Genomic DNA, 26030 nt, shown 5'->3' with positions numbered 1-26030 from the left:
CGGCCTCAGTCCATTTCAGTTTTCAGCAAGAGGGTTCTCTTCGCCTGAAAGCGTGCTGAAGCGGGCATCCAGAACGTGGGGACCCCCGGGGATTTCATTTTGATATCCGTGTAGTGTGGAGCGTTCGGGCACCAGCACCAGAAGGAAAGCGTAGATCGCCCCGCCCGTGACGGCTGCGATCGGGACGCTAATGTCGATTCCGCCCGCGACGGCATACCACGCGCCGGTGAAGAGACTGGTTCTTGAGAGTAGCAGGCCGACCACCACTGCCGGAACCCACGCTGCCAGAGCTCGCAAATTCCATCCTCCTGAGAACCAGTAGCGGCTATCCGATGCATTGCGTTTTGATAACTGGAGGTCGCGGGAACTATACCAGCCGCGCCTGTGGAAGTGTCCGAGGAGGATGATCATGAGCCATGGCGTAGTCGCGACCGTAAACAGTGTGACGAATGCGACGAACGCGTCGACGGCGTTCCAGACGAAAGCCCCGAGCAGGACCACGATCAGACCGAGTGCCCCTAGGGCCAGAGTCACGACCCGCCTCGATAGCGCCGGAAAAAGCGATGCGATGTCGAGGCCCGGCGCATACAGGCATAAGGAGCCATGGGATAGCGGCCCGATTACGCCGATGATCAGGACCGGGACCAGATACCATGTCGGACAGCCTTCAACGAGACCGCGCACCGGGCCTGACTGGACATTGAATATCGAACCTTCGAACACCCCGAAACTCATGACGGCCATGCATCCGACAAACAGGCCGCCACCGCTTGCGAGGCTGACCGCGAAGCGCGAATAGCGTTTCGACGAAATGTAGCGTGAATAGTCGTTCAGAAATGGAGTGTATGACACGGGAACTGCGAGCGCCGTGGCGGCGGACATCAACCATGTCGGCCAGAACGATCCCAGAATGTAATTGCCACCGCGATAGTCAACGTGAAAGCGTGGTGCGAGAGCAGCAAAGCCGACGACGAAAAGCAGGCCGATGCCAACGGCAACAAATTTCTGCGTCGCCGCTACCTTATCGTGTCCAAAGATCGCAATGAACGTGGCGCCGGAACATGTCAGCACATAGCCGACAGTGCGAAACATGCCGGTGTCCCGGAGATGAAACACGCGCACGATGACCCCGGTAATTGCGTCTCCACCGGTCCAGATCACAAGTGCAAAGAAGCCAAGTGCGGTAAAAAACGTGATGGCTGTACCAATCCACCTTCCTCTCAATCCAAAGTGAGCGCCGCTGCTTACGGTGCTGTTCGCGCCGGTGTGCGTGCCGAGCAGAGCGAACGGTCCCGCAGCGAGGCATCCGACCAGCAATCCTGCTGCTATAGCGCTTAAAGCGCCGGGTAACCCTAATCCGAAACGGATTGGAAGCCATCCCAGAACCACTAGGTTGAAACACATCTGCGCGCCGACAAGTATGCCGAAAAGGCCTGCGGGCGAAGCATACCGTTGCGCTTCCGGCGCGTAATCGGTGTCCCGTAGCGGCGACTCCTTCAGTGAGTAAGTCATCAAGTATCCTGAATAAGAGAAAGACAACGTGTGCAAACCGGGGCGGCGTTTTTCACGATATAGACCTGGAAAGGAAAGAGCGCACCGCCCATGCCATCGCCTGGGTCAAGCGGGAACTACGCTCAAGCTTCTTCCGTGCATGAGTCGACGCCACTTAATGTCATTGCGTTTGCAACTAGATATGAGGTCGTCGACGACTCATCAATGCAAATCGGATGCCAGCGTGAAACGGCCGGGGAGCGACGGAATCAGATGTCTTGGCTGGTCTCGCCGAGTGGGGACTCTCGAACGGCCCGAAGAAACAAAAATCAACGACATATGCGCACCAAATTACGGCGAGCGAGAACCCATGTTGGAGCAAAGGTGTCGTTACCTACCGTTCTTGGTGCAGATGAGAGAGGGGATAACCTTGGCGCTCAAACATCATTGCTAATGCAACGACATTGATGGATCTGGGCCGGGAGCGGATGGCATGCCCCGGTGATTCGAATGGCATGGACCTTGCATTATTCCGGCAAAGCACCGCGCTGGATGAGCAGTCCGCGCAGCGACAGTTCCGAACATACCTCGGCCATCAACCCACACTAGCGTTGAGTCAAAATGAAAGACGAAAGGGGAATTTCCGTGGCGATTGTCTACCACAGTGCAAGAGGGCACACCGCGCGGATGGCCGCGGCAGTCGCGGCGGGTGCGCGCTCAGTGCATCAGACCCAGGTTCACTTGATCAGCGTGGAAGAAGTCGACGAATTCTGGCCGGATCTCGAAAGCGCGGATGCAATCATCTTCGGCGCACCGACCTATATGGGCAGCGCTTCCGCTCAATTTAAGACCTTCATGGATGCGTGCTCGTCGAGAATTTTTCGCACGGGTAAATGGACGGACAAATTCGCAGCCGGATTCACGAACGGTTCTTCGCGCTCAGGCGACAAACTGAACACATTGCTGCAATTCGTGATCTTCTCGGCGCAACTCGGTATGAACTGGGTGAGTCTCGGCCTGCCGCCGGCGAACGACAGCTCCGAAGGATCTGAAGAGGAGCTGAACCGGCATAGCTATTTTGTCGGCGCCGCGGCGCAGTCGAATCGCGATCAATGCGCCCAGACAGTTCCCCCAAGAGCCGATCTGCTTACTGGCGAATACCTCGGCCGGCGAGTTGCGGCGCTCGTTCATCGTATGCATTACCCCATTCTTCTCGAAACCGACTCTCCTGTTCAAACGATTGAACCTCAAATCATGACAATAGAAGCCACCATCCAGCCGATCAATTTCGCGTCGTTGCAGCCAGCTCCAGGTAACGGCAATTTCGATTCGCTTCTCGAGGACATCGTTGCGACTGCGTCCTTGCCTCTCGCGCAGTCGCGCACCCTGCCGCGACAGGCCTACTTCAACCAGCCTTACTTCGAGCATGAGTCACGCGCTGTGCTCGCCTCCGGTTGGCTGTGCGTGGCGCACACTTCTCAATTGGAGGCTGCGGGCAGTTACCGCGCCGTCGACCTGTTGGGTGAACCCCTTGTCGTCGTACGCGACCAGGGAAATGAGGTCAAGGTGCTGTCCCGCGTGTGTCCTCATCGAGGTACGGACATCTTGCATGAATGCTTCGGCACACCGCGTTCGGGCGTGACAAAACGGCTTACCTGTCCTTATCACGCCTGGTCGTTCTCACTCGATGGGAAGCTCAACGCGAGCCCCGAGATGCACAAAGCCGAGGGTTTCGACCGCGCTGACTGGCGCCTCGCCGAAATCAGGTGCGAGATCTGGGAGGGCTTTGTGTTTGTCAACCTGGACGGAACCGCTCCTCCGCTGGCCGAGCAATACAGGGACTTTGGCGACATCATCGCACCGTGGAAAACGGCGGATATGCAGGTGGTGATCGAGTTGCAGTGGGAATGCGACTTCAACTGGAAGGTGATGGTCGAGAACTGGATGGAGTCCTACCATCACATGGGCATCCATAGCGATACCTTGCAGCGAACCATGCCGGCGCGGACAACCTGGACCGAGCCCGAGCATCCCGGCTTTATTCGTTGCCACCTGCCGTTTAAACCCGACATGGCCGAGCAGGTGCGAGTCGAACGCGGTGGCGGCGAGCGTCTGCCCGGATTCACACCCGTTTCGGGGCTGACGTTGGAGCAGGAGACGGAATGGGGCCTGTTTCTTGGCTTTCCCTGCTTTATGTTCCTGACCATGCGAGACCGAGTTCTCTGGTATCAACTCGAGCCGGTTTCAGCGGACCGTTGTCGCCTTAAGACCTTCACGCTGGTGTCGAAAGATAATCTCGAGCGGCCCGACTTTGCGCACATCGTTGAAGCCGAAACGAAAATGTTGTCCGACTTCCACAGTCAGGATATGCAGGTCAATACAGCGGTGCAGCGCGGACTCGGGTCCACGAATGCGGTGCGCGGTCGCCTGAGTCATCTCGAAGAACCGGTATGGCTCATTCAACGCTATGTCGCGGCGCGGTTGCAAGGACGTTATCCCGTGAAGCAAGTCGTCGAGTCAGCTCATGTCTGAACATTTCGAGGTAACGAGGGATGGCGCTAACCGCACGGCGGTTCGTGCCGGCGCAATCGTAACAGGAGCGGCGAGCGGCATCGGCCGCGCTGTGGCTCAGGCGCTCCACGAGGCGGGTTGGAATGTCGTCGGAATCGATCTTCACTCGTCGGAGGGAAGCCAGGCCGTACCTGTGCTGCACGCCGATATCAGCGAGGAGGCACAGGTCGAGCGGGTAATCGCGCAAGCCGCGGCACAGCTTGGCGAGCTAAACCTCGTGGTTAACTGCGCAGGCATTGAAATCGACGCGTCGGTCGAGGAGATGGAGGTTCGCGACATTGACCGGATGTTCGCGGTGAACGTGCGAGGCACCATGCTGGTCACGCGAGCAGCGCTTCGTCATATACGGGATAGTGGGCCCGATTCGGGCCGCATTATCAACGTGTCCTCTGAGTTGGCCTATCTGGGGCGTGCCGGTGCGTCCGCTTATTGCGCAACGAAAGGCGCGATCCTTTCTTTCACACGCTCCTGCGCGCGTGAACTTGCGCCGAAAATACTCGTGAATGCGGTGGCGCCTGGCCCGATCGATACACCCTTGATCAGATTTGCTCAAATGAGCGCCGAGCAACAGGCTCAGGAACAGGATAACCCGCTACGCCGGATTGGTCAGCCTTCCGAAGTTGCTGCCGTGGTCGTGTTTCTCGCGAGTCGGGGCGCGAGTTTCATTACAGGTCAATGCTATGGCGTCGATGGCGGCGCGGCTATGCGCTGAGGTATCCGGATGACTCTAATGACCTTGAAAGTATCGAGTCGTCGGGAAGAAGCCGAGGGCGTCGTCGCTCTTGAACTCGTGCATCCCGAAGGCCAGCCGCTTCCGGCGTTCGAGGCTGGCGCGCACATCGATCTGCACATCACGCCGACCATCGTCCGCCAGTATTCACTCTGTAATGCGCCTCATGAGCGTCACCGTTATGTAATCGGAGTGCTCGACACGCAGTCGAAAGAAGGCGGCTCGAAGATTCTGCATCAGACGCTGAAGGAGGACGCATTGATTGCGGGGAGCACTCCGCGGAATCTGTTCCCCCTCGTTCCTGCGCGACATAGCATTCTGGTGGGCGCTGGCATTGGTATTACGCCCATATTGTCGATGGCGGAAGCGCTGTCCCACAGCAATGATTCGTTCGAGGGACACTACTTCGTTCGATCGTCTGAACACGTCGCTTTCCGGGCGCGGTTTGAAGCTCCGTGCCTGGCTTCTCGTTTTTCCATCCATAAGGATGGCATGGGTGGGATCGACAGCGGGACGCTGCTCTCGATATTGTCCGATCCAGAGCCTCAAACGCATCTCTTTGTATGCGGGCCGCCGGGTTTCCTCAACGTGTTTTGTGGCTCTGCGGCGGATGCAGGATGGTCCTCGGACCGTATTCATATCGAGCGTTTCGCGCCATCGTCGGCGCCCATCAGGGAAAACAGGCCTTTCTATCTGCGGCTGGCGTCGTCCGGCCAACGCCTTTTTGTGGGCGAGAATCAGTCCGCACTCGAAGTATTGACCGAAGCCGGAATCGACGTCCCATCCTCGTGCGAGCGTGGCGTATGCGGTGCTTGCCGAACCACGCTGCTTGGCGGAGTCGCCGAGCATCGGGATGATTATCTGAGTCAGGCGGAGCGTAACGACGGCGAAGCATTCATTCCATGTTGCTCACGGGCGCAAACGGATGAACTGGTTCTCGACCTCTAACTGGCCGTTTCCAACCGAGGCATGTCGGCCTTTGCCGTCGCTACGATAAGTTCCGGAGAAAACATGGTGTCGAATACCACGATCGTCAGGGCGAAATGGATTGTCAAAGGCGTGAGCCAGGAGAACGTTGCCGAAATAATAGAAGACGGCTGCATTGCCTATAACGACACCGGCATTCTTGCGGTTGCGAAGTTCGGCGAACTCCTTCCGCATCATCCGGGCGCTTCAGTCGTCCATTATCAGAATCATGTGCTGATGCCGGGTTTTGTCAACGGTCACCATCACGTCGGCGTGACGCCATTTCAGTTGGGGGTTCGGGACAATGCCCTCGAGCTATGGTGGGCGGCCCGTATCGCAGAGCGGGACATCGATGCTTATCTTGATACGCTCTATTCCGCGTTCGAAATGGTTGCGTCGGGGATCACGACCGTTCAACACATCCATGGCTGGATGACGGGGTCGCCTGAAACCGTTTATGCCGCATCGAGCGCAATCCTCACGGCCTACCAGACCATCGGAATGCGGGCCTCGTACTGTTATGCGGTTCGCGAACAGAACCGTCTGGTCTACGAGGACGACAGTTCGTTCTGCCGAAGCCTGCCGGCGCCATTAGGCGAACGGCTGGCCGACCATCTGCGGGCACAAACGATGAGTTTCGACGAGCATATGTCGTTATACGGGCAACTGCGGGAGGACCACCAGAAGCAGCAGTTGACCCGCATCCAGCTTGCTCCGGCCAATCTTCACTGGATGAGCGACAAGGGCTTGATGGCGATGGTGGACTCCGCAAAACGGGACGGTGTGCCGTTGCACATGCATCTGCTCGAGACGGCTTACCAGCGCGAGTATGCGCGACGCCGTACGGGCACCACCGCGGTCGCGCATCTCGAATCGCTGGGTGCGCTGGGGCCGTGGATGACGCTGGGCCACGGAGTATGGATGAGCGACAGCGATATGGATCGGGTCGCGCATACGGGAACCTGTGTCTGTCATAACTGTAGTTCCAATTTTCGTCTTCGCAGCGGCGTAGCGCCATTAAAGGGCTATTTGAAAAGAGGGGTGACGGTTGGACTGGGACTGGATGAAGCCGGAATCAACGACGATCGCGACATGCTGCAGGAAATGAGGCTCGTGCTGCGCGTTCATCGAGGTCCCGGCATGGACGATGAAGACGTTCCCAATTGCGCGGAAGTGCTGAAAATGGCGACTGAGGATGGCGCGAGGACCACAGCGTTTGGTTCGACTATCGGCAGACTGGAAGTTGGACGCCAGTTCGATGCCGTGGCGATTAATTACGATAGCGCCACGTATCCCTATCAGGATGCGGCAGCGCCAGTTCTCGACGCCGTCATGCATCGTGCCCGCACGCGTGATGTCGACACGGTCTACGTTGGCGGCGATGCTATTTATAGCCACGGACGCTTCAAATACGTCGATCGGGACCAGGTGCTGGCCGAAATTGCAGCGCAACTGTCCAAACCGCGCTCGGCAGCGGAAATAGCCCGGCTGCGTCTTTCGAAAGACGTATCGCCGTTCGTCAAACGTTTCTACGATGGTTATCTAAATCGTCCAGGCGGCACTGTCACGTTGGCGGGGCATTCACGTAACATGATGCGATGACGAAAACGAAACCGCTTTATCACGGCTACCGGTTCCCGGCGTCGATCATCAGCCATGCGGTGCGGTGGTATTTTCGGTTCCAGCTCAGCCTACGGACATTGAAGAGTTGCTGTTCGAGCGCGGCGAGCCTTACCTATTGTGGCGCGCCGTCGATCGACATGGTGCCGAACTCGATATCCTGCTGCAGAAGCGCCGTGACAAGGCTGCAGCGAAACGGTTTTTCAAGCGCGTTCTTGCCTCGTGTGCTGAGGCACCGCGCAAGATCGCGACCGACCAGCTGCGCGGCTACCCCGCGGCGAAAGCCGAGATTCCCGAACTTGCCCACCTCAAGCATGTCTTCGTCAAAGCCAGCGCGCGGGTCAACAACCGGGCGGAAAACAGTCATCAGCCGACACGCGAACGCGAGCGACGCATACGCGGCTTCCGCGATCCTCAACGCACACAGGCTTTCCTATCGAGATTCGGTCCGATCCGGCAGCACTTCGCGCTCAAGCGACACTTGATAAGCGCCTCACTCTATCGCAAACAGCTCGCCACACGCTTTGCCGCCTGGCATCGTTTCACTGAGGCCACCCAAGGTCCGTCCGTCTTCTGAGCAAGCGTTTGTCCTTTCCGCTATTGCGCCGCGAACAATTTAACGTGACAGCGCCTACGCGAAAGCAATGACGGGAAAGTCGCAAAACGCAGAGACATCGGCATACAGGCGCGAGGCCGACTGGCTAAGCTTCAGACGCTGCGACCGTTCCTTTCCGGCCGGTCAGGCGACGACGGGTCGTGGGCAGTCATTGCGCACGCACGCGGAAGGGGGCGGTATGTCATTTTCCGGACTGCTTTGGCCCGTGCGGCGCGCACTGCGTCGAGCGCGATTGCGCGGACGCATCTGGCTTTCGATCGGCTTTTCGCTGACCGGGCTTTCCATGACACCTTTCGCGTTCGCGGCGGGTGTGCTTCCGCAAGGCGGCAACTACGTCGCCGGCGCGGGCACTATAGCAGGCCAGGGCAATAATCTCCTCATCACGCAACCTGGTTCAACGCGCGGCGTGATCGACTGGAACAGTTTTTCGATCGGCAAGCGCAATAGCGTGACGTTCGACAACGGTTCCGGCGCGACGCTGAATCGCGTGACGGGCGGATCGCCATCGGACATTCTTGGCAGGCTTAGTGCCACGGGCAGCCTCTATTTGATCAATCCGCAGGGAATTGTCGTAGGGTCGTCGGGCGTTGTGGCCACGGGTGGTCGTTTCGTCGCGTCGACGCTGGACATCTGCAAAGAAGTTTTCATGCAGGGCAGCGGCTTACTCACGCCGTCGGGCGACTCTGACGCATTCGTCATCAATCTTGGCAAGATCAGTTCGATCGGCGGCGATATATTTCTGATTGCGCGAAATCTGGTCAGCAATGCCGGAACTTTAGCGGCGCCCAACGGCACGGTGGAATTGGCCGCGGGCGAAGTCGTATTGCTGCAAGACTCTGCGAGCAGCAGACAGATGTTCGTGCAGACCGGCAGTCAGGGCACGATCGTCAACAAGGGGAAGATAATGGCTGCGCAGGTCAGCCTGCAGGCCGCCGACGGCAACGTGTATGCACTAGCAGGCCGCGGCTCGCGCATCCGCGCGACCGGTACGGCCAATCGCGACGGGCACGTCTGGCTCGTCGCCGAGAGTGGCAGTGTGGAGCAGCTAGGCAAGATCGCTGCAAGAAACGCGGACGGCAGCGGCGGAACGGTCGATACGCAGGCCGCACGACTGTCGTTCGGCAACGCGTTGGTCGATGCAGGCCAATGGAATCTCTCGACGCCCGCTTTCACCATCGACGATGTTTCTGCACAGACGTTGCAGCGCAGCCTGAATGCCGGCACCTCGGTCGATCTCACCACGACGGGGGCAAACGGCGCAACGGGCGACCTGAGCTTCGCGTCGAGCCTACGCTGGTCAGGTCCGGCTTCGCTCACGCTTGCCGCGTATCGCAATCTCTCCCTGGCGCCGACCACGACCATCGCTAATGACGGTACAGGTAATCTGACCTTGCGCGGCGACGCAACGGGCATGAACAACGGCGGCAACGTGAACGGCAACGGGGGGACCGTCGACTGGATCAATAGCACGGGCATCATCTCCATCCTCTCCGACTCGGGACGCCAGTCTTACCATTGGCTTCTGCTCGATAATCCGAATTGGAAGCCGCCGGCCGACAGCGGGCTTTCGACGCAGATAACCCTCTACACGCTCGTGAATACGGCGGCAGATCTTGAAGAACTTGTCTCGGGAGACATGGGCGGCAACTATGCGCTCGGTAGAGATATCGATGCAAGCAATCTTTCGTTTTCCACCATTGGATCCCAGGGATTTCAGGTAACCGCCTCGTTCTCCGGCCAATTCGATGGCATGGGGCATACGATCTCCAATATCTCGCCGAGCCTTAATGCCGTGTTCGGAGATATCTCCGGGTTCGGAGTCGTGCGCAATTTGATTGTCAACGCACATACAGGCGCCATGCAGACACCGTTCTTCGGAGGCACTGGCATCCTCGCGATAAATAACGCCGGCAAGGTCGTCAACGTATTTACTTCGGGCGAGAACATTTGTCCGTCCTGTAATAACGCTCTTGCCGGGCTGGTAGGCTCGAATGAGGGGTTGATCGAGCGCTCGGGAAGCAGTGCGTCTGTGGGGTCTCCCGGCTATGCTGCTGGACTTGTTTTCACCAACGAATTCGGCGGCACCATCGACCAGTCGTATGCAACGGGTTCCGTCACGGGCGGTCTGGCCGCCGGGGGACTGGTCGTCAATAATTACGGCACCATCAACCAGTCGTTTGCAACAGGCCGTGTGCAGACAGGCAATGCGTCGCTATCCGTAGCAGGCTTTTGCGCAAACAGTTGTTCCACCGCCAGCAACGGCAATTACTGGAACATCGAAGCGACCGGGCAAGCGTTTGGTGGCCCCAACATTCCAGCGTCCCACGGATTGACCACGGCGCAGATGAGCGACCCGTCCAGCTTTACCGGTTGGGATTTTGGGCCTGAAGGCACGTGGGTCATGCCGACGGGTGCCACGTATCCTGTTCTGCGGTGGCAAGTGCTGCATTAGCGTTGTGGGTGCGCGGCGCAACGGGGATTCGTTCGTGTGAGTCTGGATCGCTGACTGTACTCAGCTGGCTGCTTCCCGCGAACGAATGGATTCTGCATCCATGGCCACCCGGCGCTGTGTCTCTCGATGCCGCGATTCTGAGAATCTGTTGATCAGGCGGATCAGTCGTTTTGGCTACAAATCATTGCCTGCCTGTTCCTGAGCATGATGCTCTTGCAACAGAGACAGTTTTTGAAGTCGCTGATCGGCGACCCAAGCGCGGCGTTGATTCCTTTTCTGCTCAAGCCTTGTGGCGTTATTTTCGGCGACACGTGCTCTTTGGCAGAAGATCTCATGTGAGTATCGACCGTGGCGGAGCAGATGAACATGACAGCCCGGCGTCAGCAACGCCCTCGCCGAACTGCGTCAACTGCTTGGTGCCCCGCTGTTCGTGAGTGAGCCAGGCGGGGAGCTGCCCACGCCCTGCGCGATGGGCCCGGCGGAGCCACTTCTCAGGCGCTTGCAAGCTGCACGCCGCACTCAAGTCTGGGAGCGGGTTCAATCCGCTGCGGGTCACACGCACGATAAAGGTCGGCATGACCGATATCAGCGAGGTCGTCTTTCTGCGCGCGCTTGTAGAACGACTGTCGCGCATGGCGCCGGGCATCGCGCTCAATACCGTTCGGGATACGAGCGTCAATTTGAGTAACGAGATGGTCGAGGGCGGGTCGATCTCGCGATCGGCCTGCCGCCGCAGCTCAAGGGCGGCTTCGATCAGCGCCGCCTGTTCGATCCGCAGAACCAGGTGCGTGCAAATTATCTCGTAGTTCGAAACAGGACATCGGGGTCGAGAAGTATCTCCACCAGTCGTCGATTCCTCGGGCTGTCCTGATCTGGGCGGCCGAGCGAGCATATGGCTGGGCCTGGCGCCATCAACTGCCGCTCACAGGCATCGTCGGTCGGACATTCTGGGGAGCGGTTGCGCCCCCGCAAGCGGCCGTTGACGGCGCGCCGACGCGACCGTCAGTTGTGGGTCGCGTACAGCCGATCACGAAGCGACGCCGCTGAGTCGCTCGATGCAAGACACATCGGACTGTTGTCGGCCAAGAGGCGACGATAGCACTGTCGCGCTGAAGGACCGAAATCGGTATCAAAGAAATTATTCGTGTTCGCATGCTTGTGGCATCAGCCAGAATCAGTCGCTCGATTCCCGCGCTCACAATCTCCGAGTTGCGCTCGGCCGAACTACAATTGCGAAAAATTAGCCAATATCGGGGCAACGGGGAAATGGACCGAAAATATGTTCTGGCTGGATTCGTATTGACGTTTCTTGCAGGCTTCGGGATCGGGCACCATCGGACGGTCGCTCGGGAGACAATGTCAAGGACGCTAACGGCGATGCCGGCCATGCCCATCTGGGAAAACCCCCAGTGTGTCTCGGCGAATATCAAAGAAAATGAGCATTTTGAAATTGCCGCTTCAACTTTGGAGCATGTCGCGCCGTACTCGTACGACTGGCTCGCCATAGGAGCCGAACGCTCGCTCAGTGAGGACCTGTATCGTGGGAGTCCGGGGAAGCGTGGAGCGAGGGTGTGTACTCCCGCAGCGATTTATGGGCGTGTTGCCACGGCGTTCGCTGGTAGCGCCCTCGACAAGGGCAGATTTGACCGCCATGAGCTGAGGCTAGCCTCTCATTTTCAACGTCCGCCCGTTAATGTCGTCAATGCCGTCGCGATCGTAGCCTTTTCTCCACGGCCGGTAGTCGACGACGATGGCGGTGGGCGAATCGACGGCGATATTCGGCCATACGCAATGACAGTTTTAGCGGGCTTTGGGCGCGAATCGGCGAGATATGCAGCCGAAGCATTTGAACGGATTTCCAGCGAGGACTCGCTTGGAACTGGCGCGGCTCAAGTCGCAGCGGCCGGTGGACAGCAAGGAGCACTCTCGAGAATAGAGTCTCTAATGAACAAGCTCCTTGCCACGGTCCCGGACGACAAAGCGATACCACTAGCTACTCGGGACCGACTGTATGAGCTGTCTTGGGCAATCGCTTTTTCAGGTGAATCTGCAAAAGACCATGACGCACCAGTTATAAGGCTCATGGGAAGGCAAGTACAAAGTAGTGCGCCTCCTTTTGGAGTGGTTAGCCTTTATCCGAAGAGGATGTGTGAAGTTATGTCCCAAATCTATGGCGACAGCGAGCGTGTGAACCGCGACTTCTCGTACTGCGCGGACGACACTCCATTGGAATCGTATCCCCTAGGAGCATTCGCTTTCTTACCGGCGCACAACCAGTGAGATACGATGAGGCTCGGTTGTTCGCGATCCCCTTTGGCTCGCTTGTCCGCTGCCGGATAAGTAACGGACGTTAAAAATCTCTCGCGGACTGGCCGCTCCGGGTCGGCTTATGTCTTTCGCATAGCCTTCCCTCCTGCCATAAGCAAAGGCGCATATAGCGCTCGCGAACAGCGGCTTTGAGATGCGATGACTGTTTCTTGTCAATCGGATACGCCGGCCTCTATCATTGTCGCGTGAGATGCAAAGATAGGTTCTTTTTGATCCAAAAAGCCTAAAGTGACTCGTCAATCAAAACAAGCAGTGTTCATGTACGGTCTTCACGCAATTCAGATCGTTGGAGGATGTGTTTTCCTCTGGTATGCAGCCGCTGAGGAATTTCGCAAGGTTGCATGGCTTGGAGTGATCATAGGCATGGCAGCTCTCGGAATAAAGCGGCTTGCGGCACGAGACCCTCGAGCCTTCGCGATTCGTGAAAGGATTGAAGCCAACGGGTTTAAATGGATGCGTTGGTCGCTTGCAATTGGCTTTGCAATATTGATGTTGCACTAGCTCGCCCTTGGGTCTTGAAACAGAAATAGCGCAGAATCTGAAAGCCGGCCACAAACCCACTGATTGTAGGTCGTCGGAATAGTTGTGGCATCACTTGGGGGCTCGATTTACGCATCGAACTGATCTGTGAGCGGCCGCTTCCAGTTGAATTCACTGACCGTAATGGGTCGAGTAGAGCCGATCGCCCAACGCGAGCGCACTTTTCAATCGCCTGAATTCACGCGATTGAGTGAGTGAGCGCCGTCTTCATTGCCGGCATGCAGGTCGGCTGACCGCCCTATCGCATGGTGAAAGCTGTCTCCCGTAAATGCTCACTTTAGGCCCCGGTTCCGACTACAGGTACGCAACTAACCGTCTGTCGCGTCTGCGTCCCCCACAACCCCAAACCCCGTCTCTACAGCAGTCTGCAATCTACACGGACGCAGACCAACATGAAATTTTGTTTCGCCTGACCGGGCTTCGGAACAGGATCGGCTGTCGACGATACGACAGGCGCGCGAAGCGCGATTTTGGTTGCCGCCAGACGCTGACCAGATTCGCTTGCTCAAGGCATTTGCGGACAGACGGCGCCGCATTATCGCGGTCGCCGAAAGAAAACTCCGCCTGCGTCCGGGTGAACCAGTTCAGGCTCACCACCGACGCTGTCCAGATCAGCCGGTAGGCGGTGGTGAGTTATGGCTGCCATCGGTTACCCTTCTTCACCAGTCAATGCGGTGTTTCTCGTCGGTCTCGCGGTGCCGGCGATCTTCATCAATGTGAAGATACTGGCTGGTTGTCGTCAGTGATGCGTGCCCGAGGTTATCGCGCACGAGGCGCAGATCGACCTGCTGGTCCGCCATATGGGAGCCTGCGCTGTGACGCAGCCAGTGTGCCGATGCCTGTTCCAAGCGGTCCGCGCGCTGAGCATGATCTTCACTTCGCGCACGCCGGGATTGCGCCGCACCGCTGAAAACATCCTTTACGATCCGGTGCAACGCGGCGCGCGTGAGCGGTTTACGAGACGGGCCAACCGGCAGCACGAGCGGCGTGTCCTCGCCTGGCGAGGGCAGGCCTGCCAGTCCACGTGCCCGCCGGTAGATGCCAAGTTCCGTCATCATTTCCGCGGTGGCGGGTACCATCCGCTCCTTGCCACCTTTGCCCATTACTTCGAGCCACCACCGTTCCGTGCCGTTTTCGTCAGCGCGCCTGAAAAACTGTCCCATCGTGTTTGTGCCGACCTCCGTGATGGGCAGACCGCCCAGATAGAGCAGGGTAAAAGGTCTGTCGGGATAAGGCGGTACGGTAAAATTGGGGCATGAAAGATGTGTACGAAGGGGCGGTGAAGAAAGAACGCATTTGCCGGAAAGCGTTGCCGCCGGGCGTCGCGAAAGTTCTGAAGCGGCTGCATTTCCCTGTGGACGTGATCCTGCTGTGCGTTCGGCGGTACGCGGCGTATTCGCTGAGTCTGCGTGATTTCGAAGAGATGATTGCGGAACACGGTATCGAGGTCGATCATTCGACTGTGCACCGATGGGTGATCAAGCTGGTGCCGCTGTTCGAAAAAGCCTTCCGCAAGCACAAGCGCCCGGTGGGCAAGAGCTGGCGGATGGACGAGACGTACATCAAGGTGCGCGGCCAGTGGAAATACTTGTATCGCGTTTTGGACAAGGCCGGAAACACGGTCGACTTGTTGTTTCGGGCCCGTCGGGACAAGGTTGCCGCGCGACGATATTTCGAAAAGGCAATCGACCAGAACGGCGCGCCGCTGACTGTGACGATTGACAAACGCGGCGCGAATCTGGCCGCTCTTCAGGCGATCAATGCCGAGAGGGAAACACCGATCAGGATTCGGCTATGCAAGTACCTGAACAACATTGTGGAGCAGGATCACCGGGCCATCAAACGTATCGTCAAACCGATGCTGGGCTTCAAGGATTTTCGGTGCGTGCGCGTCATTCTGTCTGGCGTCGAGGTCATGCACATGATTCGCAAAGGACAGATGCGGGCGGAAAAAGACACCCATCCATCAGCCGCCGAGCAGTTCTACTCGCTGGTCATATAAGCAATCCTACGATATCGATCAGAATTCTCCGTCCGCCGTTATCGCGACGGAACCCTTCAAGGCACGACCGTTAGTCGACATCGTGTTCGGTCAACGCAGGCGCTATATCGCCGAGCCACGTCACCTGATCGCGCCATGCACCGTTCACTACAAGGTCATGCAGCTTTTCAGTCACCACGTCAGACATTGTTCGCACGAGGCGTGACGCACGCTGTTCACGCAGCGTCGCAAGCGAAATGGTCGAGCGTATGGCAGGGCGTTCGATCGTCAGCGCGCGAAGCTCGCCTCGCGTGACTTCTTCCTCGATCGCCGTATAGGTGAGCAACGAGTAGCCAAGTCCGCGCTGCACGAGTGCTTTGGTCAGCGTCACACTGTCTACTTCCAGCACGATCCGGAGATGCACGCCATGCTGCACGGCGGCTTGCTCCAGCACACGCCGGTTGGCATGAGGAAAGCCGGGCACGATGAGCGGCAATTCGGCGAGATCGCGAATCCTCAACGGCGTGTCTGAGCGCATTTCGATGCCCGGGCGGTCCGGCGGTCCGACGACCACCATCGCCTCGCTGCACAGCGGCACGATGTCGAACGCCTCAAGAGGCGGTTGGTTGTAGACGATGGCAATATCGACGCGCCGGTCGAGCAGCCATTCCTGCAGCGAACTGCTTAAGCCTTCGCGCATGTGCAAACCGACGGCGGGCCAGCGTTCGCGAAACGCTTCCACGATCGGCGCGGACACTTTCGTGCCCACCGCCGGCGGCATGCCGAGTGCAATGTGTCCTGTCAGCCGGTCGCTGGATTCGCGCACGTGCTCAGCGGTCTGCGCGACATAGTTGAGGATGATCTCGGCTCGCTCGAGCAGTTGCGCACCGGCACTCGTCAGCCTGACGCCCCGCCCATAGCGGACGAAAAGCGAGGTGCCGAGTTCAGCTTCGAGCTTGGCGATCTGACGGCTCAGCGCGGGTTGAGCGATATACAACTCAGCCGCGGCACGGCTGAAACTGCCAACGCGCGCGATGTGCACGAACGAACGCAACTCCCTGATCTCGATGATCTTCTCCTTAATTCGGCGACACGTTCGTCGCTATGCCTATCGGGCATAGCTTCCCATCGTAAAAAGGCTTTTGTCAATGGGCCGTCGCGCGCGCACAGTAACGCGAAACAGGAGCGCGCCATTTGAATCAGAGTTCGAGCGGGACCAGCCACCATGCAATCGATCAAATCCCCGCGTGGATCGATACCGGCGAAGTTAGCCTTCATTACCAGCTCGAGGGCGAAGGTCGCCCGAGCGTAGTACTCATCCACGAGCTGGGCGGCAGCATTGCAAGCTGGGATGCGGTGACGGTTTCATTAAGCCAACGCCACCGGGTACTACGTGTCGATCAGCGCGGGCATGGCCTGTCGGAAAAAGTCCGCACGCCCTATACCGTGGACCGTCATGTCGAGGACCTGCGGGCGTTGCTGGCCCACGTGGACTTGCCCTCTCCTTGCTGGCTTGTGTCGGCCGCGGCGGGCGCGGCGATCGCCGTGTCGTTGGCGGCGCGATATCCGCGGCAGGTGGCGGGTATCGTGATGTGCGCACCGGCACTCGATGCCGATTCCGCGAGGCGTTCGTTGCTCGAGCAACGCGCGGACCTTGCCGTGAAGCAAGGCATGCGCGCGATTGTCGAGACGACGCTCGCGCGTTCGTGGCCACCGGTACTGCGAACCGACATGGCCGCCTTCGAGCGGTATCGCGCGCGTCTGCTCGCCGCCGATCCACTTGGCTATGCGTTCGCGAATCGGGCGCTGGGCGAGATGGATCTCGCCGATGTCCTGGCTCAGGTGCAGTGTCCGAGCCTGTTGCTCGCGGGCAGTCACGACCTGTTGCGCCCGCCCGCGCTGGTCGAACCGCAGGCAGCCCGAATCAGGCACGCGGAATTCCGCGTGATCCCGAGCGGCCATCTCATGGCCATTCAGAATCCCGACGAAGTGGTCGAACAGATCTGCGCGTTCATGGAACGCAACGAACCGCAATGAGTCGCATGCACGAGTCAGCCGATATGACGACAGCCGCACCCCGCGCCATCCTCATGGTGTCGATGGAACCCCCGGCCTCCCTCGAAGAGGAATTCAACGATTGGTACGACACCGAGCATTTCCCGCAGAGGCGTGCTCTGGCGGGTTTCGAGTCGGCGGCGCGCTGGGTCTGCATCGACGGCTGGCCGCGCTGGCTCGCCCTCTATGAACTCGAGTCGATCGACGCGTTGCAAAGCGCGGCGTATCGCGAGGTGTCTGGCGCGCAATCGACGCCGTGGAGCAGGCGCATTCTTCCGCGTACCGTAGGCCGCACGCGTGTGATCGCGCAGCAACTCGGCGAGACGCAGCTCCCTCTATCCGCCGCCACGCGCCTGCTAGTCGCAAGCATCCCGATGCATGCCGCCGATGCGTCGGCGGTGGCGGTCGCGGTTCGGGAAGCGCTCACACCGCGCGCCGATCTGCGCCAGTTGCGCGCGTTCGTCGAAGCCGACACCACGCTCTGGGTGCTCGCCGCCTTCGACACGCCGGTGGCGGCCGCCGATCTGGCGCAGCAGATCGGCCGGCCAAGCGGTCTCGGCATCGCGACGTTCAACCTCTACGCGCCTTACGTGCGCAGCGGCTACGGCTAAGGCCGCCGTTGCGGTGCGAAGCGAAGCCGCGGCAACCCGGTGCCGGATGACGTTGCGTCACGCCGGCCGCCGTCCGTGATGCGAGACAAGCTGCCCGCATGAAACCCGACACAACCAAGGCCAATCATGACCCGACGACTCGCCGACCTTCACTACGACTCAATGACGCCCGCCCAGCGCGAAGTTCACGATGCCATTGCAAGCGGACCGCGAAAGGGCGTGCGCGGACCGCTTGCCGTGTGGCTGAACCGCCCGGAGCTCGCTCGCAACGCACAGGCGTTGGGACAGTACTGTCGCTACGACAGTTCGCTGCCGCCGCGCCTGTCAGAACTTGCGATCCTCACGCTCGCACGCTTGTGGAGCGCCGAATACGAATGGTATGCGCACAAGCCGATCGCGCTGCGAGCAGGCGTCGCTCAAGCCGTGGTGGATGCGATTCGCGATGGCGCGCCGCCGCCGTTCGTGCAGCGCGACGAAGCCGTGATCCATGCGTTCCTGAGCGCGTTGCATCGCGAGCGGAAAATACCGGACGCGCTCTATGCCGAAGCCGTCGAAGAACTGGGCGAAGCGGGAGTGATCGATCTGGTCGGGCTGGCTGGCTATTACACGCTGATCTCAATGACCATCAACGTGTTCGAGGTGTTGCCGCCCGAGGGCGTCGCGTATGAAATGATCCCGCAAGGAACATCATGAGCCAACGTTCAGATACGCCCGGCCCGGCGCCGCTTGCGCAATCGCGCAAACCTCACGTGGCTCTGCCGCCCGCGAGCTGCGACGCGCATTGCCACGTCTTCGGTCCGTTCGACCGCTATCCGTTGCCCGACGATCGCAGCTTTACGCCGGCGCTCGCGCCCGAGGCCGCGTTACGTCGTCTGCACGAGCATCTCGGATTCGAACGCTCGGTGATCGTGCAGAGCCAGGGGAGTGGCTTCGATCATCGGCCGCTGCTCGACGCGCTCGCCGCCGGCGCGGGACGTTATCGCGGCGTGGCGCTGGTGCGCCCGGAAGACGACGATGCGATGCTCGCCGCTTTCGACGCCGCAGGCATCGTCGGCACCCGTTTCAACTTTCTGTCGCATCTTGGCGGCCGTCCGCAACTGGACGCGATGCGCACGGTCATCGACAAGGTCCGGCCGTTTAACTGGCATATCGCGATTCATGTAGCTGGTAACGACATCGTCGACTATGCGTCGTTCATTCAGTCGATTGATGCGCCCGTGGTAATCGATCACATGGCACGTCCAGATCTCGCGGACGGCCTGCACGGCGACGCGATGACCCAACTGCGACGCCTGCTCGACACGGGGAAAATCTGGGTCAAGCTGTCGGGCAGCGACCGTTTATCGAAGACCGGCCGGCCGTATCACGACGCCGCAGCCCTGGCACGAAGTCTTGCCGAACACGCGCCGGAACGCGTCGTGTGGGCGACCGACTGGCCGCACGTCAATCTGCACGGACCGATGCCCGACGACGGCGAGCTGACCAACCTGATCGACGAGATCGCGCCCGACGACGCACAGAAGCAGCGCATGCTCGTCGACAATCCGGCGCGGCTCTTTGGCTTCGACTGATCGGCGCAGGGGCTAGAAACGCGTGCGCAGCGCAACGCGCACTGCAATCTGTTTGTCGGTGGAAGAGGGCGTGAGTCCGTTGATCGACGCGTGCGCGCTCGAACCGGTCGAGTCGGTGCCGCTTGCATGCTGGAACACGCTTACGCAATAGAGGTCGGTCCGTTTCGACAGGGAGTAATCGAGGCCCGCTTCGAGCTGGTTGTAAGTGGCGCCGAGCTGGGTGCCCTGCGCGGTCTGCAGCGAGTTGCTGCGGGCCCAGTTGTACGCGAGGCCGGCAAGAAGCGAGGGCGTAATGTGGTACCTGAAGTTCACCTCGATGCTGTTGAACATCGCGCTGGGTCCGCCGGCGAAGGTCGGGGTGCCGGACACCTGGACCGCACCGAGATGGTCGAACCTGACGTTCGAATAGACCAACCCGGCTGTCGCCGCGCCGAACGTATAGGCGCCGCCTGCCGCCGCGATCTGCTCGCTGCCCGCCGACGCGAAGCCCGAAAACGCGGGCCGTGTCGCACCGATGTTGTTGTCGTTCGGCTGGCCGTTCGCGCCGACCGAGTTGGGCGCGAGCGCGTTGCCATTCCCGCCGAAGAAGCCGAAGTTCGGCTCTTTCGCATCGAGATAGGCCGCGCCTGCGCTGAACGGCCCGTTGACGTAGCCGACGCCCGCTGACCACACCTGGTTCTGGCTCGCGTGACCCGCCACGCCGCCCACGCTGTACACGCCGCCAAATCTGAAGCCCGCGTAAGTGCGGCTCGCGTACTTGATCGAATTATTGACGCGATTGGTGTCGACGATGTTGTCGACCTCGTCGGCATGTCCGGTCATGTAGCCGCCCCATTGCGAGGCGGCGGAGAGCGGCTGGAGATAGTCGGCAAGCGAGTCGTACTGACGGCCGAGCGTCACGGTGCCATAGAGACTGCCCACGCCCACATAGGCCTGCCGGCCGAACAGCAGGCCGCCTTGCTGAAGTCCGCCGTTGGGCAGCGTAAAACCGTTTTCGAGAAGGAACAGCGCGCTCAGCCCGCCGCCCAGCGGTTCGTTGCCACGCAGGCCAAAACGGCTTCCGGATGCGCCGGTGTTGTTGCCGTCCTGCTGCATGATCGACTGATGGCCGCCGGCATTGTTGGTGTACGTGAAGCCGTTGTCGAGAATCGAGTAAAGCGTGACGCTTCCCTGGGCGCGTGCGGCCTCAAGATGACCCGCGAGGCCGATTATGCAGAAAAACAAGGCGCGCGCCGGGGCGCGAAATGAACGATGGCGCATGGGTAAAAGTCTCCTGTTATTGTTGTTGCGCCGAAGCGCGGACGTGACGATCCCCGCGGCGCTCGCCGCGCGGAAATTAGCAAGAAGTGACGGGTGTGTGCGGGGTGACGTCAGCCCGGTGGCGTCATCAGTCCGCTTTCGCCGGTGATGTCGTGGTGAAGCCGGCGCGACTGGAACAGCCAGCGTTCACCGGCGCGTAGGACGCTGTCTTCATAGCGGCCTGCAACCGCGATGACGGGACCTTGTGGACTTTCCCGCACCACCATGAAGTTAGACATGACCTCGGCCGTATCGCCCGCGAGCCGGATCCGGATGTTGGCGGTGAAGTGTTTGCGGCGCGTGCCGTCGGCAGGTACGGGCACTATCTCGCCTAGCAGCCGCTCGATCGCCGCGGGCCCTTTCGCATTGCCATTGCGCGATAGCCATTCGCCCTGCGCGGAAAACAGCGCCGCGAAATCGCGGAGTTGATAACCGTCGAGTAAGAAACAGTATTCGGCAAGCAGGTCGCGTATCTGGTCGCGGTCGTCGGCGGCGCTCATAGGGCAGCTCCTGAGGTTGAATCGACTGTGGGAGTGTCTTCGGTATCTTCGGCATCTTTGGCATCGCCGGTATCGCCGGGCGGGGAGATCGGTTGCCGGGTCATCGTGAGGCAGGCGGTCGCGCCTATCACCAGCAGCACGCCGGCAATCAGGAAGGCCGTGTCGTAGCTGCCGGTGGTGGAGACCACGTAGCCGGTGGCAATCGGCGCGAGCACGCCGAACAGATTGCCGCCCGTCACGAGAAAGCCGTTGGCACGACCCGTGTTCGCGGGATTCGGTAGCAGGTCGCTCAGTAGCGCGATATTCAGCCCAACCGTACTGCCGATGCTCGTCAGCGAGAATGAGAACAGAGCGAGAATCAAGCCGGTGCTTTTCACCCACGGCGTGATGAGGATGCACGACGAACAGAGCAGCATCGTTGCTACGAGATAGCGGCGTCGCCCGGATTCGACGGGCGAGTTGCGCAGTAGCCGGTCGCTGAGCCAGCCCATGAAGATCGTGCCGGGCACGGCCACGGCATAGGGCACCGCCGTGTACAGGCCGCTGCGCAATACGGTCAGCCCGCGTGCTGCCTGCAGATAGCTGGGCAGCCAGCTCAGAAACAGGTAGACAGTGTAGACCGCGCAACCTTGCACGATGAACAGGCCCCACAGGCTCGTGCAGCGCATCAATGCCGCAAGCGGCGCGCTATTGCTGGCAAGTGCGTTGCCACCGCGTTCGGTCAGAATGAGCTGGCGCTCGGATTCACCGATGAAGGTCGCGTCTTCCGGTCGGCGATAGACCAATAGCCATACCACGATCCAGACGAGGCCGATTGCGGCCGACACGTAAAAGCCGCCGCGCCAGCCCATCTTCGCGACGAGGTATCCCATCAGCATGGAGCCCACGGCGGGGCCGGCATAGCCGCCGCAATTGAACACAGTAGTCGCGAAGCCGCGTTCGCGGGCGGGCATCCATTCGCGGATCGTGCGCGCGCCGGCGGGGTAGGTGGAGGCCTCGCCAAAACCCATCAGCAGACGCGAGAGAACCGCCGAGCCGAAGCCGCCGGACAAAGCGGTCAGCACCGTCGCCACCGACCAGATCGACATGCCGGCGGCCGTGGCGCGCCGGGTGCCGACACGGTCGACGAACATGCCCCACGGCAGCACGAATACCAGATAGGTCCAGAGGAATGCCGAAAACAGATAGCCGAGCTGAATGGTCGAGAGATTGAACTCGCGGGCGATCGGGCCGGCTGCGACCGACAGGACCACACGGTCCACGTAGTTGATCGAGCAGCCCGTAAAGAGCAAGAGGTAAATGATGGAACGCCCGGCTTTCATCGGTTGTCTCCTGGAGGTTTCGTCGTCGTGCACATGCGGTGCCGGGCCAGATTTTCCCGTACTGTGCGCTCGCACTTGGCGAATAACAAAAACCTTTCCGTGATCGCAAGCCATGCTCCGTCGGCATAGCTTTTTCGGGAGTCGACGACTACTTGTCATTCGCCCGGCTCGGGAGAGTAGTGCAAACTGCGGGGGACACCGTCGAATATCGTGACTTGTAGCGCCGAGTAACGGATTTGCTTACAAAAAAGAAAAGTTGCATCAAGTCAAGACTGCTACCGAAAAACACATCTCGTTGAGCCTGCTTACGGCGCTCAAAGCTTGATACGTGATGGCTGCCGCTGCGCCTCGCAGGATTTGTGGACGGCAATCCGAACATCGATCTGCGCTTCTGCGCGGGCATCGACTGCTTGTGCTTTGATGACGACTGACGGTCGGATCTATCAGAGCAAGAGCATGGCCCTTGCATGTGGATTCAGCGCTCATCGGTATCCGAGCAGCGACGAGGCCATGCTCAATGCTCGATTGCGCTCCGACGATAGCGTTGTGGCGATCTACTATGATCGTGCGGATCCCTCTCGCCCGGTGCTGGACCGACGAACGATCGGCAACGGGAGTGCCGACGGTGTGGTGTTGACGTTATCCGTTGTGCTCATGATGTTTCCGGCCGGCGCACTTGCCCTGACTTACGTCTCCTGGAAGAAGCACAAACGAATTTGAGGGTCCCGTCAGGGTCGAACTGAGCCGGTCGTCGTCGGGCTTAGTTCGGCCGATTCTGTTGAAAAAGTCGTGTTTCGGGTGGGAGCGCTGGCTGTGGCGGTACGTTTCGAGTTTGAGTGTTCAGCGAGGCGGCGGTCTTGCAACGTGCGACGCCCCCCATTTCTCGCCATGTAGCTGCCTGGTTTGCCTGCTTACCTTCAGGCGTAAGCCACTTGGCCATTCTTCGTAGATTTTGTGCGGTTGCTGCCATCAGAAACTCATCATGTGCACCGCTTGGACCACGGAGTAGCAAGCGATCAGGTTTGAGGATGCGTTTGAGGTGAGCGAAGAGCTTTTCTGCCTTCTTTCGGTGTCGGCGCGACTGTTTATATTCCGGGGTGTCGCGATGCGTCTGGCTTCATCGCGTGCGGCTTCATGGATGCTGCGCGCAATTTTGCGAAACTGCATATTCGGGCAACATTGATCCTTCATCGAACAGCCGCCACAGTCCATCTGACTCGCGCGGTAGATGATGGTGTCTGCTTTCGTGATGTGCGTGCGTGGATTCTTCAGTGGACGCCAGTCGCTGCGTAGCGCGTTTCCCGCAGGACATCGATACTCGTCGGCCTGTTCATTCCAGATGAATTCGCCACGTGAGAACGTATTGTCCTTGCGCGCTGTTTTATCCCAGACCGAGACGTGCGGTTCAATGTGTTTCTCTTCAACCATCCAGCCAGGCAGCGCTGCTGTCCCGTATGCGGTGTCACCGACCAGTCGGCGAGGATTCAGGTCCCGTTGGTGTTCAGCACGATCGATCATTGTCCTGTTGACTCGACCTCTTGTGACCGGTTCGCCGGCGGCGCTTGAACATCAACGATGATCCCTGCCTGCAGATCAATCAGGTAGTTCGTCGAATAGGCGAAGAACGCGGGACGGCACTGTCACGTTGCGGAGATGGTCGAATAAAATCGAATGATGAAGAATGCAAAATCGCTTTACCACGGCCATCGCTTTCCGGCGGCGGTCATCAGTTGCGCGGTACGCTGGTATTTCAGGTTTTAGCTCAGCCTGCGTGATATCGAAGAACTGCTGTTCGAGCGCGGGGTTATTGTCAGCTACGAGACGGTCCGACGCTGGTGCGATAAGTTCGGTGCCGGCTTCGCACGCCGTGTGAAGGCGGCGCGTCGCAGTCCCGGCACCACGTGGCACCTTGACGAAGTATTTGTGACGTAGCGCGGCGAGCCATACCTGTTGTGGCGCGCCGTCGACCAACACGGCGCTGAACTCGATATCCTGCTACAGAAGCGCCGCGACAAGGCTGCAGCGAAGCGGTTTTTCAAGCGCGTCCTAGCTGCCTGCCCCGAGGGGCCGCGCAAGATCGTGACCGACCAGCTGCGCAGCTATCCGGCCGCGAAAGCCGACATCCCCGAGCTGGCCAACGTCAAACACCTGTTTGTCAAGGCCTGCGCTCGGGTCAACAATCGCGCCGAAAATAGCCACCAACCCACGCGTGAACGCGAGCGCCGCATGCGTGGCTTTCGCGACCCGAATCGTACTCAGGCCTTCCTGTCGAGCTTCGGTCCGATCCGGCAGCACTTTGCGCTCAAGCGGCGCCTGCTGCGTGCCTCGCTCTATCGCAAACACCTCGCCGCTGGGTTCGACGCATGGCGTCTTTTCACCGGCCTCACCCAAAATCCGTCTGTTTTCTGAGTAACCACGCGTCCTTGGCGCTCTTGCCCCTTCAACACTTCAACGTGACAGAGCCAAAGCGAACCCTGTGCCTAGTTCAAGTAGGAAACGCGTGATGTGCTGGGTGAGCGCACGCTCGATGTCGCGTTCCTGTGCGCTTTCAGTCAGGCCAAGGCAGTCGAAGATATAAGGATCCTTGAGTACGTCGCGTGCGAGATCCGATTGCGCTGGCGGCAGCCTGTCGGCAAAATTTGTCACGACCTTGCCGGTACGAGCATGGGCGGCCGTCTCGATCTACATGGTCAGCACACTGCGTGACCAGCCGTGCTCAAGCGATTTTTCCGCATACCAAAGCCGCTGCACGGGGTCGTCCAGCTTGTCGAGCAGCGTCACCACGTGCGACCACGGTAATTGTGCAACAGCCTGTTGCACAAATTCCTGCTGCGGAAAAGCATGCGCAAGCCCGCGCATATACTTGAGGTTGCGCGGGGAGAAACCGCGCATATCGGGAAATGCTGCCTTGAGATCGCTCGCGAGCCGGTCGACAACACCCGCACTCCAGCCTTGTTTCTGCTGCCGGTCAAGAATGTCGCGGCCGATCTGCCAGTACAGTGCGACCAGTTCGCGATTGACGTTCGCCACCGCGCGTTGACGCGAGCGCTCGACTCGCTGCTTGAGATCGGCGAACCAGTGGCGATAGTCCTCAGCCCACAAGGGAATATTCGGATTTTTTGGTCATGCGTTTGGTCGGCGGGCACCGACGATCGCGCTCGGGCCAGAAATTATCTTGGTGGAACCGGCAATCGGCAAGCAGAACCGGTGGAGTCGCTTCGGTTACACCATCGCTCCCTGTTTTTGTTTGTTTGTCGAGGCTAAGTTCAGATGTCCGCCTTCGGGCTAAGTTGAAATGTCCGGTTTTGGGTCGAGAATGATCTCTGTAGAAGGCAGTTTCCCCACCGCGGCTGCCTGCCTTTCAGAGGTTCGCAAGA

At 59.6% G+C, this 26030-nt stretch carries 18 protein-coding genes and 6 pseudogenes; 16 read left to right on the top strand and 8 right to left on the bottom strand.

Annotation, left to right across the window (positions count from 1 at the left end; translation table 11 throughout):
• Positions 1-15: 15 nt before the first annotated feature.
• Positions 16-1512, bottom strand: a complete 1497-nt coding sequence (locus FQ746_RS21770) for a purine-cytosine permease family protein (RefSeq protein ID WP_144111718.1) — start codon at positions 1510-1512, stop codon at positions 16-18.
• A gap of 600 nt (positions 1513-2112) precedes the next feature.
• On the opposite strand from FQ746_RS21770, the gene FQ746_RS21765 reads away from it, so the two are divergent.
• From FQ746_RS21765 to FQ746_RS21725, 9 genes and pseudogenes are all read left to right on the top strand, one after another.
• Complete coding sequence (locus FQ746_RS21765) at positions 2113-4023, top strand: SRPBCC family protein (RefSeq protein WP_144111717.1); 1911 nt, start codon at positions 2113-2115, stop codon at positions 4021-4023.
• On the top strand, positions 4016-4774 hold the full coding sequence (locus tag FQ746_RS21760; RefSeq protein ID WP_144111716.1) for an SDR family NAD(P)-dependent oxidoreductase: 759 nt from the start codon (positions 4016-4018) through the stop codon (positions 4772-4774). Before FQ746_RS21765 ends, FQ746_RS21760 begins: the two co-directional genes overlap by 8 nt.
• Positions 4775-4792: 18 nt before the next feature.
• Positions 4793-5740 carry a PDR/VanB family oxidoreductase gene (locus FQ746_RS21755; protein WP_186310798.1) on the top strand — a complete coding sequence of 316 codons (948 nt, stop codon included), beginning with the start codon at positions 4793-4795 and terminating at the stop codon, positions 5738-5740.
• Positions 5741-5803: 63 nt separating this feature from the next.
• Entirely contained in the window at positions 5804-7360 is a 1557-nt protein-coding gene (locus tag FQ746_RS21750) for an amidohydrolase family protein (RefSeq protein WP_144111714.1), read from the top strand.
• A pseudogene (locus FQ746_RS21745) lies at positions 7357-7955 on the top strand (IS6 family transposase). The gene FQ746_RS21750 and the pseudogene FQ746_RS21745 overlap by 4 nt, the downstream one beginning before the upstream one ends.
• Positions 7956-8172: 217 nt before the next feature.
• On the top strand, positions 8173-10446 hold the full coding sequence (locus tag FQ746_RS21740; protein ID WP_144111713.1) for a filamentous hemagglutinin N-terminal domain-containing protein: 2274 nt from the start codon (positions 8173-8175) through the stop codon (positions 10444-10446).
• 339 nt (positions 10447-10785) lie between these two features.
• Positions 10786-11218, top strand: a pseudogene (locus FQ746_RS21735) (LysR family transcriptional regulator); the annotation flags it as partial.
• A 614-nt stretch (positions 11219-11832) separates the two neighbouring features.
• On the top strand, positions 11833-12726 hold the full coding sequence (locus FQ746_RS21730; RefSeq protein WP_186310797.1) for a hypothetical protein: 894 nt from the start codon (positions 11833-11835) through the stop codon (positions 12724-12726).
• Between the two features lie 306 nt (positions 12727-13032).
• Positions 13033-13275, top strand: coding sequence for a hypothetical protein (locus FQ746_RS21725; RefSeq protein WP_144111711.1), 243 nt, complete (start codon positions 13033-13035; stop codon positions 13273-13275).
• Between the two features lie 698 nt (positions 13276-13973).
• Here FQ746_RS21725 and FQ746_RS21720 read toward each other — a convergent pair.
• Positions 13974-14531: pseudogene (locus FQ746_RS21720) on the bottom strand (tyrosine-type recombinase/integrase); the annotation flags it as partial.
• Positions 14532-14569: 38 nt separating this feature from the next.
• On the opposite strand from FQ746_RS21720, the gene FQ746_RS21715 reads away from it, so the two are divergent.
• Positions 14570-15316, top strand: coding sequence for an IS6 family transposase (locus tag FQ746_RS21715; protein WP_186310796.1), 747 nt, complete (start codon positions 14570-14572; stop codon positions 15314-15316).
• 70 nt (positions 15317-15386) lie between these two features.
• Here FQ746_RS21715 and FQ746_RS21710 read toward each other — a convergent pair whose 3' ends face one another.
• The gene (locus tag FQ746_RS21710; protein ID WP_260854126.1) at positions 15387-16349 is read right to left on the bottom strand and encodes a LysR family transcriptional regulator; all 963 of its coding nucleotides are present in this window, start codon (positions 16347-16349) and stop codon (positions 15387-15389) included.
• A 140-nt stretch (positions 16350-16489) separates the two neighbouring features.
• Between FQ746_RS21710 and FQ746_RS21705 the strand changes: the two genes are divergently transcribed.
• The 4 genes from FQ746_RS21705 (at position 16490) to FQ746_RS21690 (ending at position 19532) form a co-directional block, all read left to right on the top strand.
• Positions 16490-17332 (top strand): alpha/beta fold hydrolase, encoded by an 843-nt coding sequence (locus FQ746_RS21705; RefSeq protein WP_144111708.1) that lies wholly within the window; start codon positions 16490-16492, stop codon positions 17330-17332.
• 23 nt (positions 17333-17355) lie between these two features.
• The gene (locus tag FQ746_RS21700) at positions 17356-17961 is read left to right on the top strand and encodes a DUF4286 family protein (protein WP_144111707.1); all 606 of its coding nucleotides are present in this window, start codon (positions 17356-17358) and stop codon (positions 17959-17961) included.
• Between the two features lie 126 nt (positions 17962-18087).
• Positions 18088-18654: a carboxymuconolactone decarboxylase family protein gene (locus FQ746_RS21695; RefSeq protein WP_222105893.1), complete on the top strand. Its 567-nt coding sequence runs from the start codon at positions 18088-18090 to the stop codon at positions 18652-18654.
• Positions 18651-19532 carry an amidohydrolase family protein gene (locus FQ746_RS21690; RefSeq protein WP_144111706.1) on the top strand — a complete coding sequence of 294 codons (882 nt, stop codon included), beginning with the start codon at positions 18651-18653 and terminating at the stop codon, positions 19530-19532. Before FQ746_RS21695 ends, FQ746_RS21690 begins: the two co-directional genes overlap by 4 nt.
• A gap of 12 nt (positions 19533-19544) precedes the next feature.
• Here the strand turns inward: FQ746_RS21690 and FQ746_RS21685 are convergent, their stop codons facing one another.
• From FQ746_RS21685 to FQ746_RS21675, 3 genes are all read right to left on the bottom strand, one after another.
• Positions 19545-20792 (bottom strand): porin, encoded by a 1248-nt coding sequence (locus FQ746_RS21685; protein WP_144111705.1) that lies wholly within the window; start codon positions 20790-20792, stop codon positions 19545-19547.
• A 110-nt stretch (positions 20793-20902) separates the two neighbouring features.
• Entirely contained in the window at positions 20903-21331 is a 429-nt protein-coding gene (locus FQ746_RS21680) for a nuclear transport factor 2 family protein (RefSeq protein ID WP_144111704.1), read from the bottom strand.
• Entirely contained in the window at positions 21328-22653 is a 1326-nt protein-coding gene (locus FQ746_RS21675; protein WP_144111703.1) for an MFS transporter, read from the bottom strand. Before FQ746_RS21675 ends, FQ746_RS21680 begins: the two co-directional genes overlap by 4 nt.
• 510 nt (positions 22654-23163) lie before the next feature.
• On the opposite strand from FQ746_RS21675, the gene FQ746_RS21670 reads away from it, so the two are divergent.
• Positions 23164-23373 (top strand): hypothetical protein, encoded by a 210-nt coding sequence (locus FQ746_RS21670; protein ID WP_186310795.1) that lies wholly within the window; start codon positions 23164-23166, stop codon positions 23371-23373.
• A 193-nt stretch (positions 23374-23566) separates the two neighbouring features.
• Here the strand turns inward: FQ746_RS21670 and FQ746_RS21665 are convergent.
• A pseudogene (locus FQ746_RS21665) lies at positions 23567-24284 on the bottom strand (transposase); the annotation flags it as partial.
• Between the two features lie 43 nt (positions 24285-24327).
• Between FQ746_RS21665 and FQ746_RS21660 the strand changes: the two are divergent.
• Positions 24328-25062, top strand: a pseudogene (locus FQ746_RS21660) (IS6 family transposase).
• Between the two features lie 57 nt (positions 25063-25119).
• Here the strand turns inward: FQ746_RS21660 and FQ746_RS21655 are convergent.
• Positions 25120-25755: pseudogene (locus FQ746_RS21655) on the bottom strand (PDDEXK nuclease domain-containing protein); the annotation flags it as partial.
• Between the last annotated feature and the right edge of the window lie 275 nt (positions 25756-26030).

Origin of the sequence: Paraburkholderia sp. BCC1886, from assembly GCF_900996245.1 — a bacterium.
Lineage (GTDB): Bacteria > Pseudomonadota > Gammaproteobacteria > Burkholderiales > Burkholderiaceae > Paraburkholderia.
This window is presented reverse-complemented; position numbering and strand designations above follow the sequence as displayed.

What these genes read in the sequence shown, in the direction of transcription:
- FQ746_RS21770 (WP_144111718.1), bottom strand. Translation starts at nt 1,512, where the DNA reads ATGACTTACTCACTGAAGGAGTCGCCGCTACGGGACACCGATTACGCG.
- FQ746_RS21765 (WP_144111717.1), top strand. Translation starts at nt 2,113, where the DNA reads ATGAAAGACGAAAGGGGAATTTCCGTGGCGATTGTCTACCACAGTGCA.
- FQ746_RS21760 (WP_144111716.1), top strand. Translation starts at nt 4,016, where the DNA reads ATGTCTGAACATTTCGAGGTAACGAGGGATGGCGCTAACCGCACGGCG.
- FQ746_RS21690 (WP_144111706.1), top strand. Translation starts at nt 18,651, where the DNA reads ATGAGCCAACGTTCAGATACGCCCGGCCCGGCGCCGCTTGCGCAATCG.
- FQ746_RS21725 (WP_144111711.1), top strand. Translation starts at nt 13,033, where the DNA reads ATGTACGGTCTTCACGCAATTCAGATCGTTGGAGGATGTGTTTTCCTC.
- FQ746_RS21685 (WP_144111705.1), bottom strand. Translation starts at nt 20,792, where the DNA reads ATGCGCCATCGTTCATTTCGCGCCCCGGCGCGCGCCTTGTTTTTCTGC.
- FQ746_RS21730 (WP_186310797.1), top strand. Translation starts at nt 11,833, where the DNA reads ATGCCCATCTGGGAAAACCCCCAGTGTGTCTCGGCGAATATCAAAGAA.
- FQ746_RS21755 (WP_186310798.1), top strand. Translation starts at nt 4,793, where the DNA reads ATGACCTTGAAAGTATCGAGTCGTCGGGAAGAAGCCGAGGGCGTCGTC.
- FQ746_RS21740 (WP_144111713.1), top strand. Translation starts at nt 8,173, where the DNA reads ATGTCATTTTCCGGACTGCTTTGGCCCGTGCGGCGCGCACTGCGTCGA.
- FQ746_RS21715 (WP_186310796.1), top strand. Translation starts at nt 14,570, where the DNA reads ATGAAAGATGTGTACGAAGGGGCGGTGAAGAAAGAACGCATTTGCCGG.
- FQ746_RS21695 (WP_222105893.1), top strand. Translation starts at nt 18,088, where the DNA reads ATGACCCGACGACTCGCCGACCTTCACTACGACTCAATGACGCCCGCC.
- FQ746_RS21680 (WP_144111704.1), bottom strand. Translation starts at nt 21,331, where the DNA reads ATGAGCGCCGCCGACGACCGCGACCAGATACGCGACCTGCTTGCCGAA.
- FQ746_RS21750 (WP_144111714.1), top strand. Translation starts at nt 5,804, where the DNA reads ATGGTGTCGAATACCACGATCGTCAGGGCGAAATGGATTGTCAAAGGC.
- FQ746_RS21670 (WP_186310795.1), top strand. Translation starts at nt 23,164, where the DNA reads ATGCTCAATGCTCGATTGCGCTCCGACGATAGCGTTGTGGCGATCTAC.
- FQ746_RS21675 (WP_144111703.1), bottom strand. Translation starts at nt 22,653, where the DNA reads ATGAAAGCCGGGCGTTCCATCATTTACCTCTTGCTCTTTACGGGCTGC.
- FQ746_RS21700 (WP_144111707.1), top strand. Translation starts at nt 17,356, where the DNA reads ATGACGACAGCCGCACCCCGCGCCATCCTCATGGTGTCGATGGAACCC.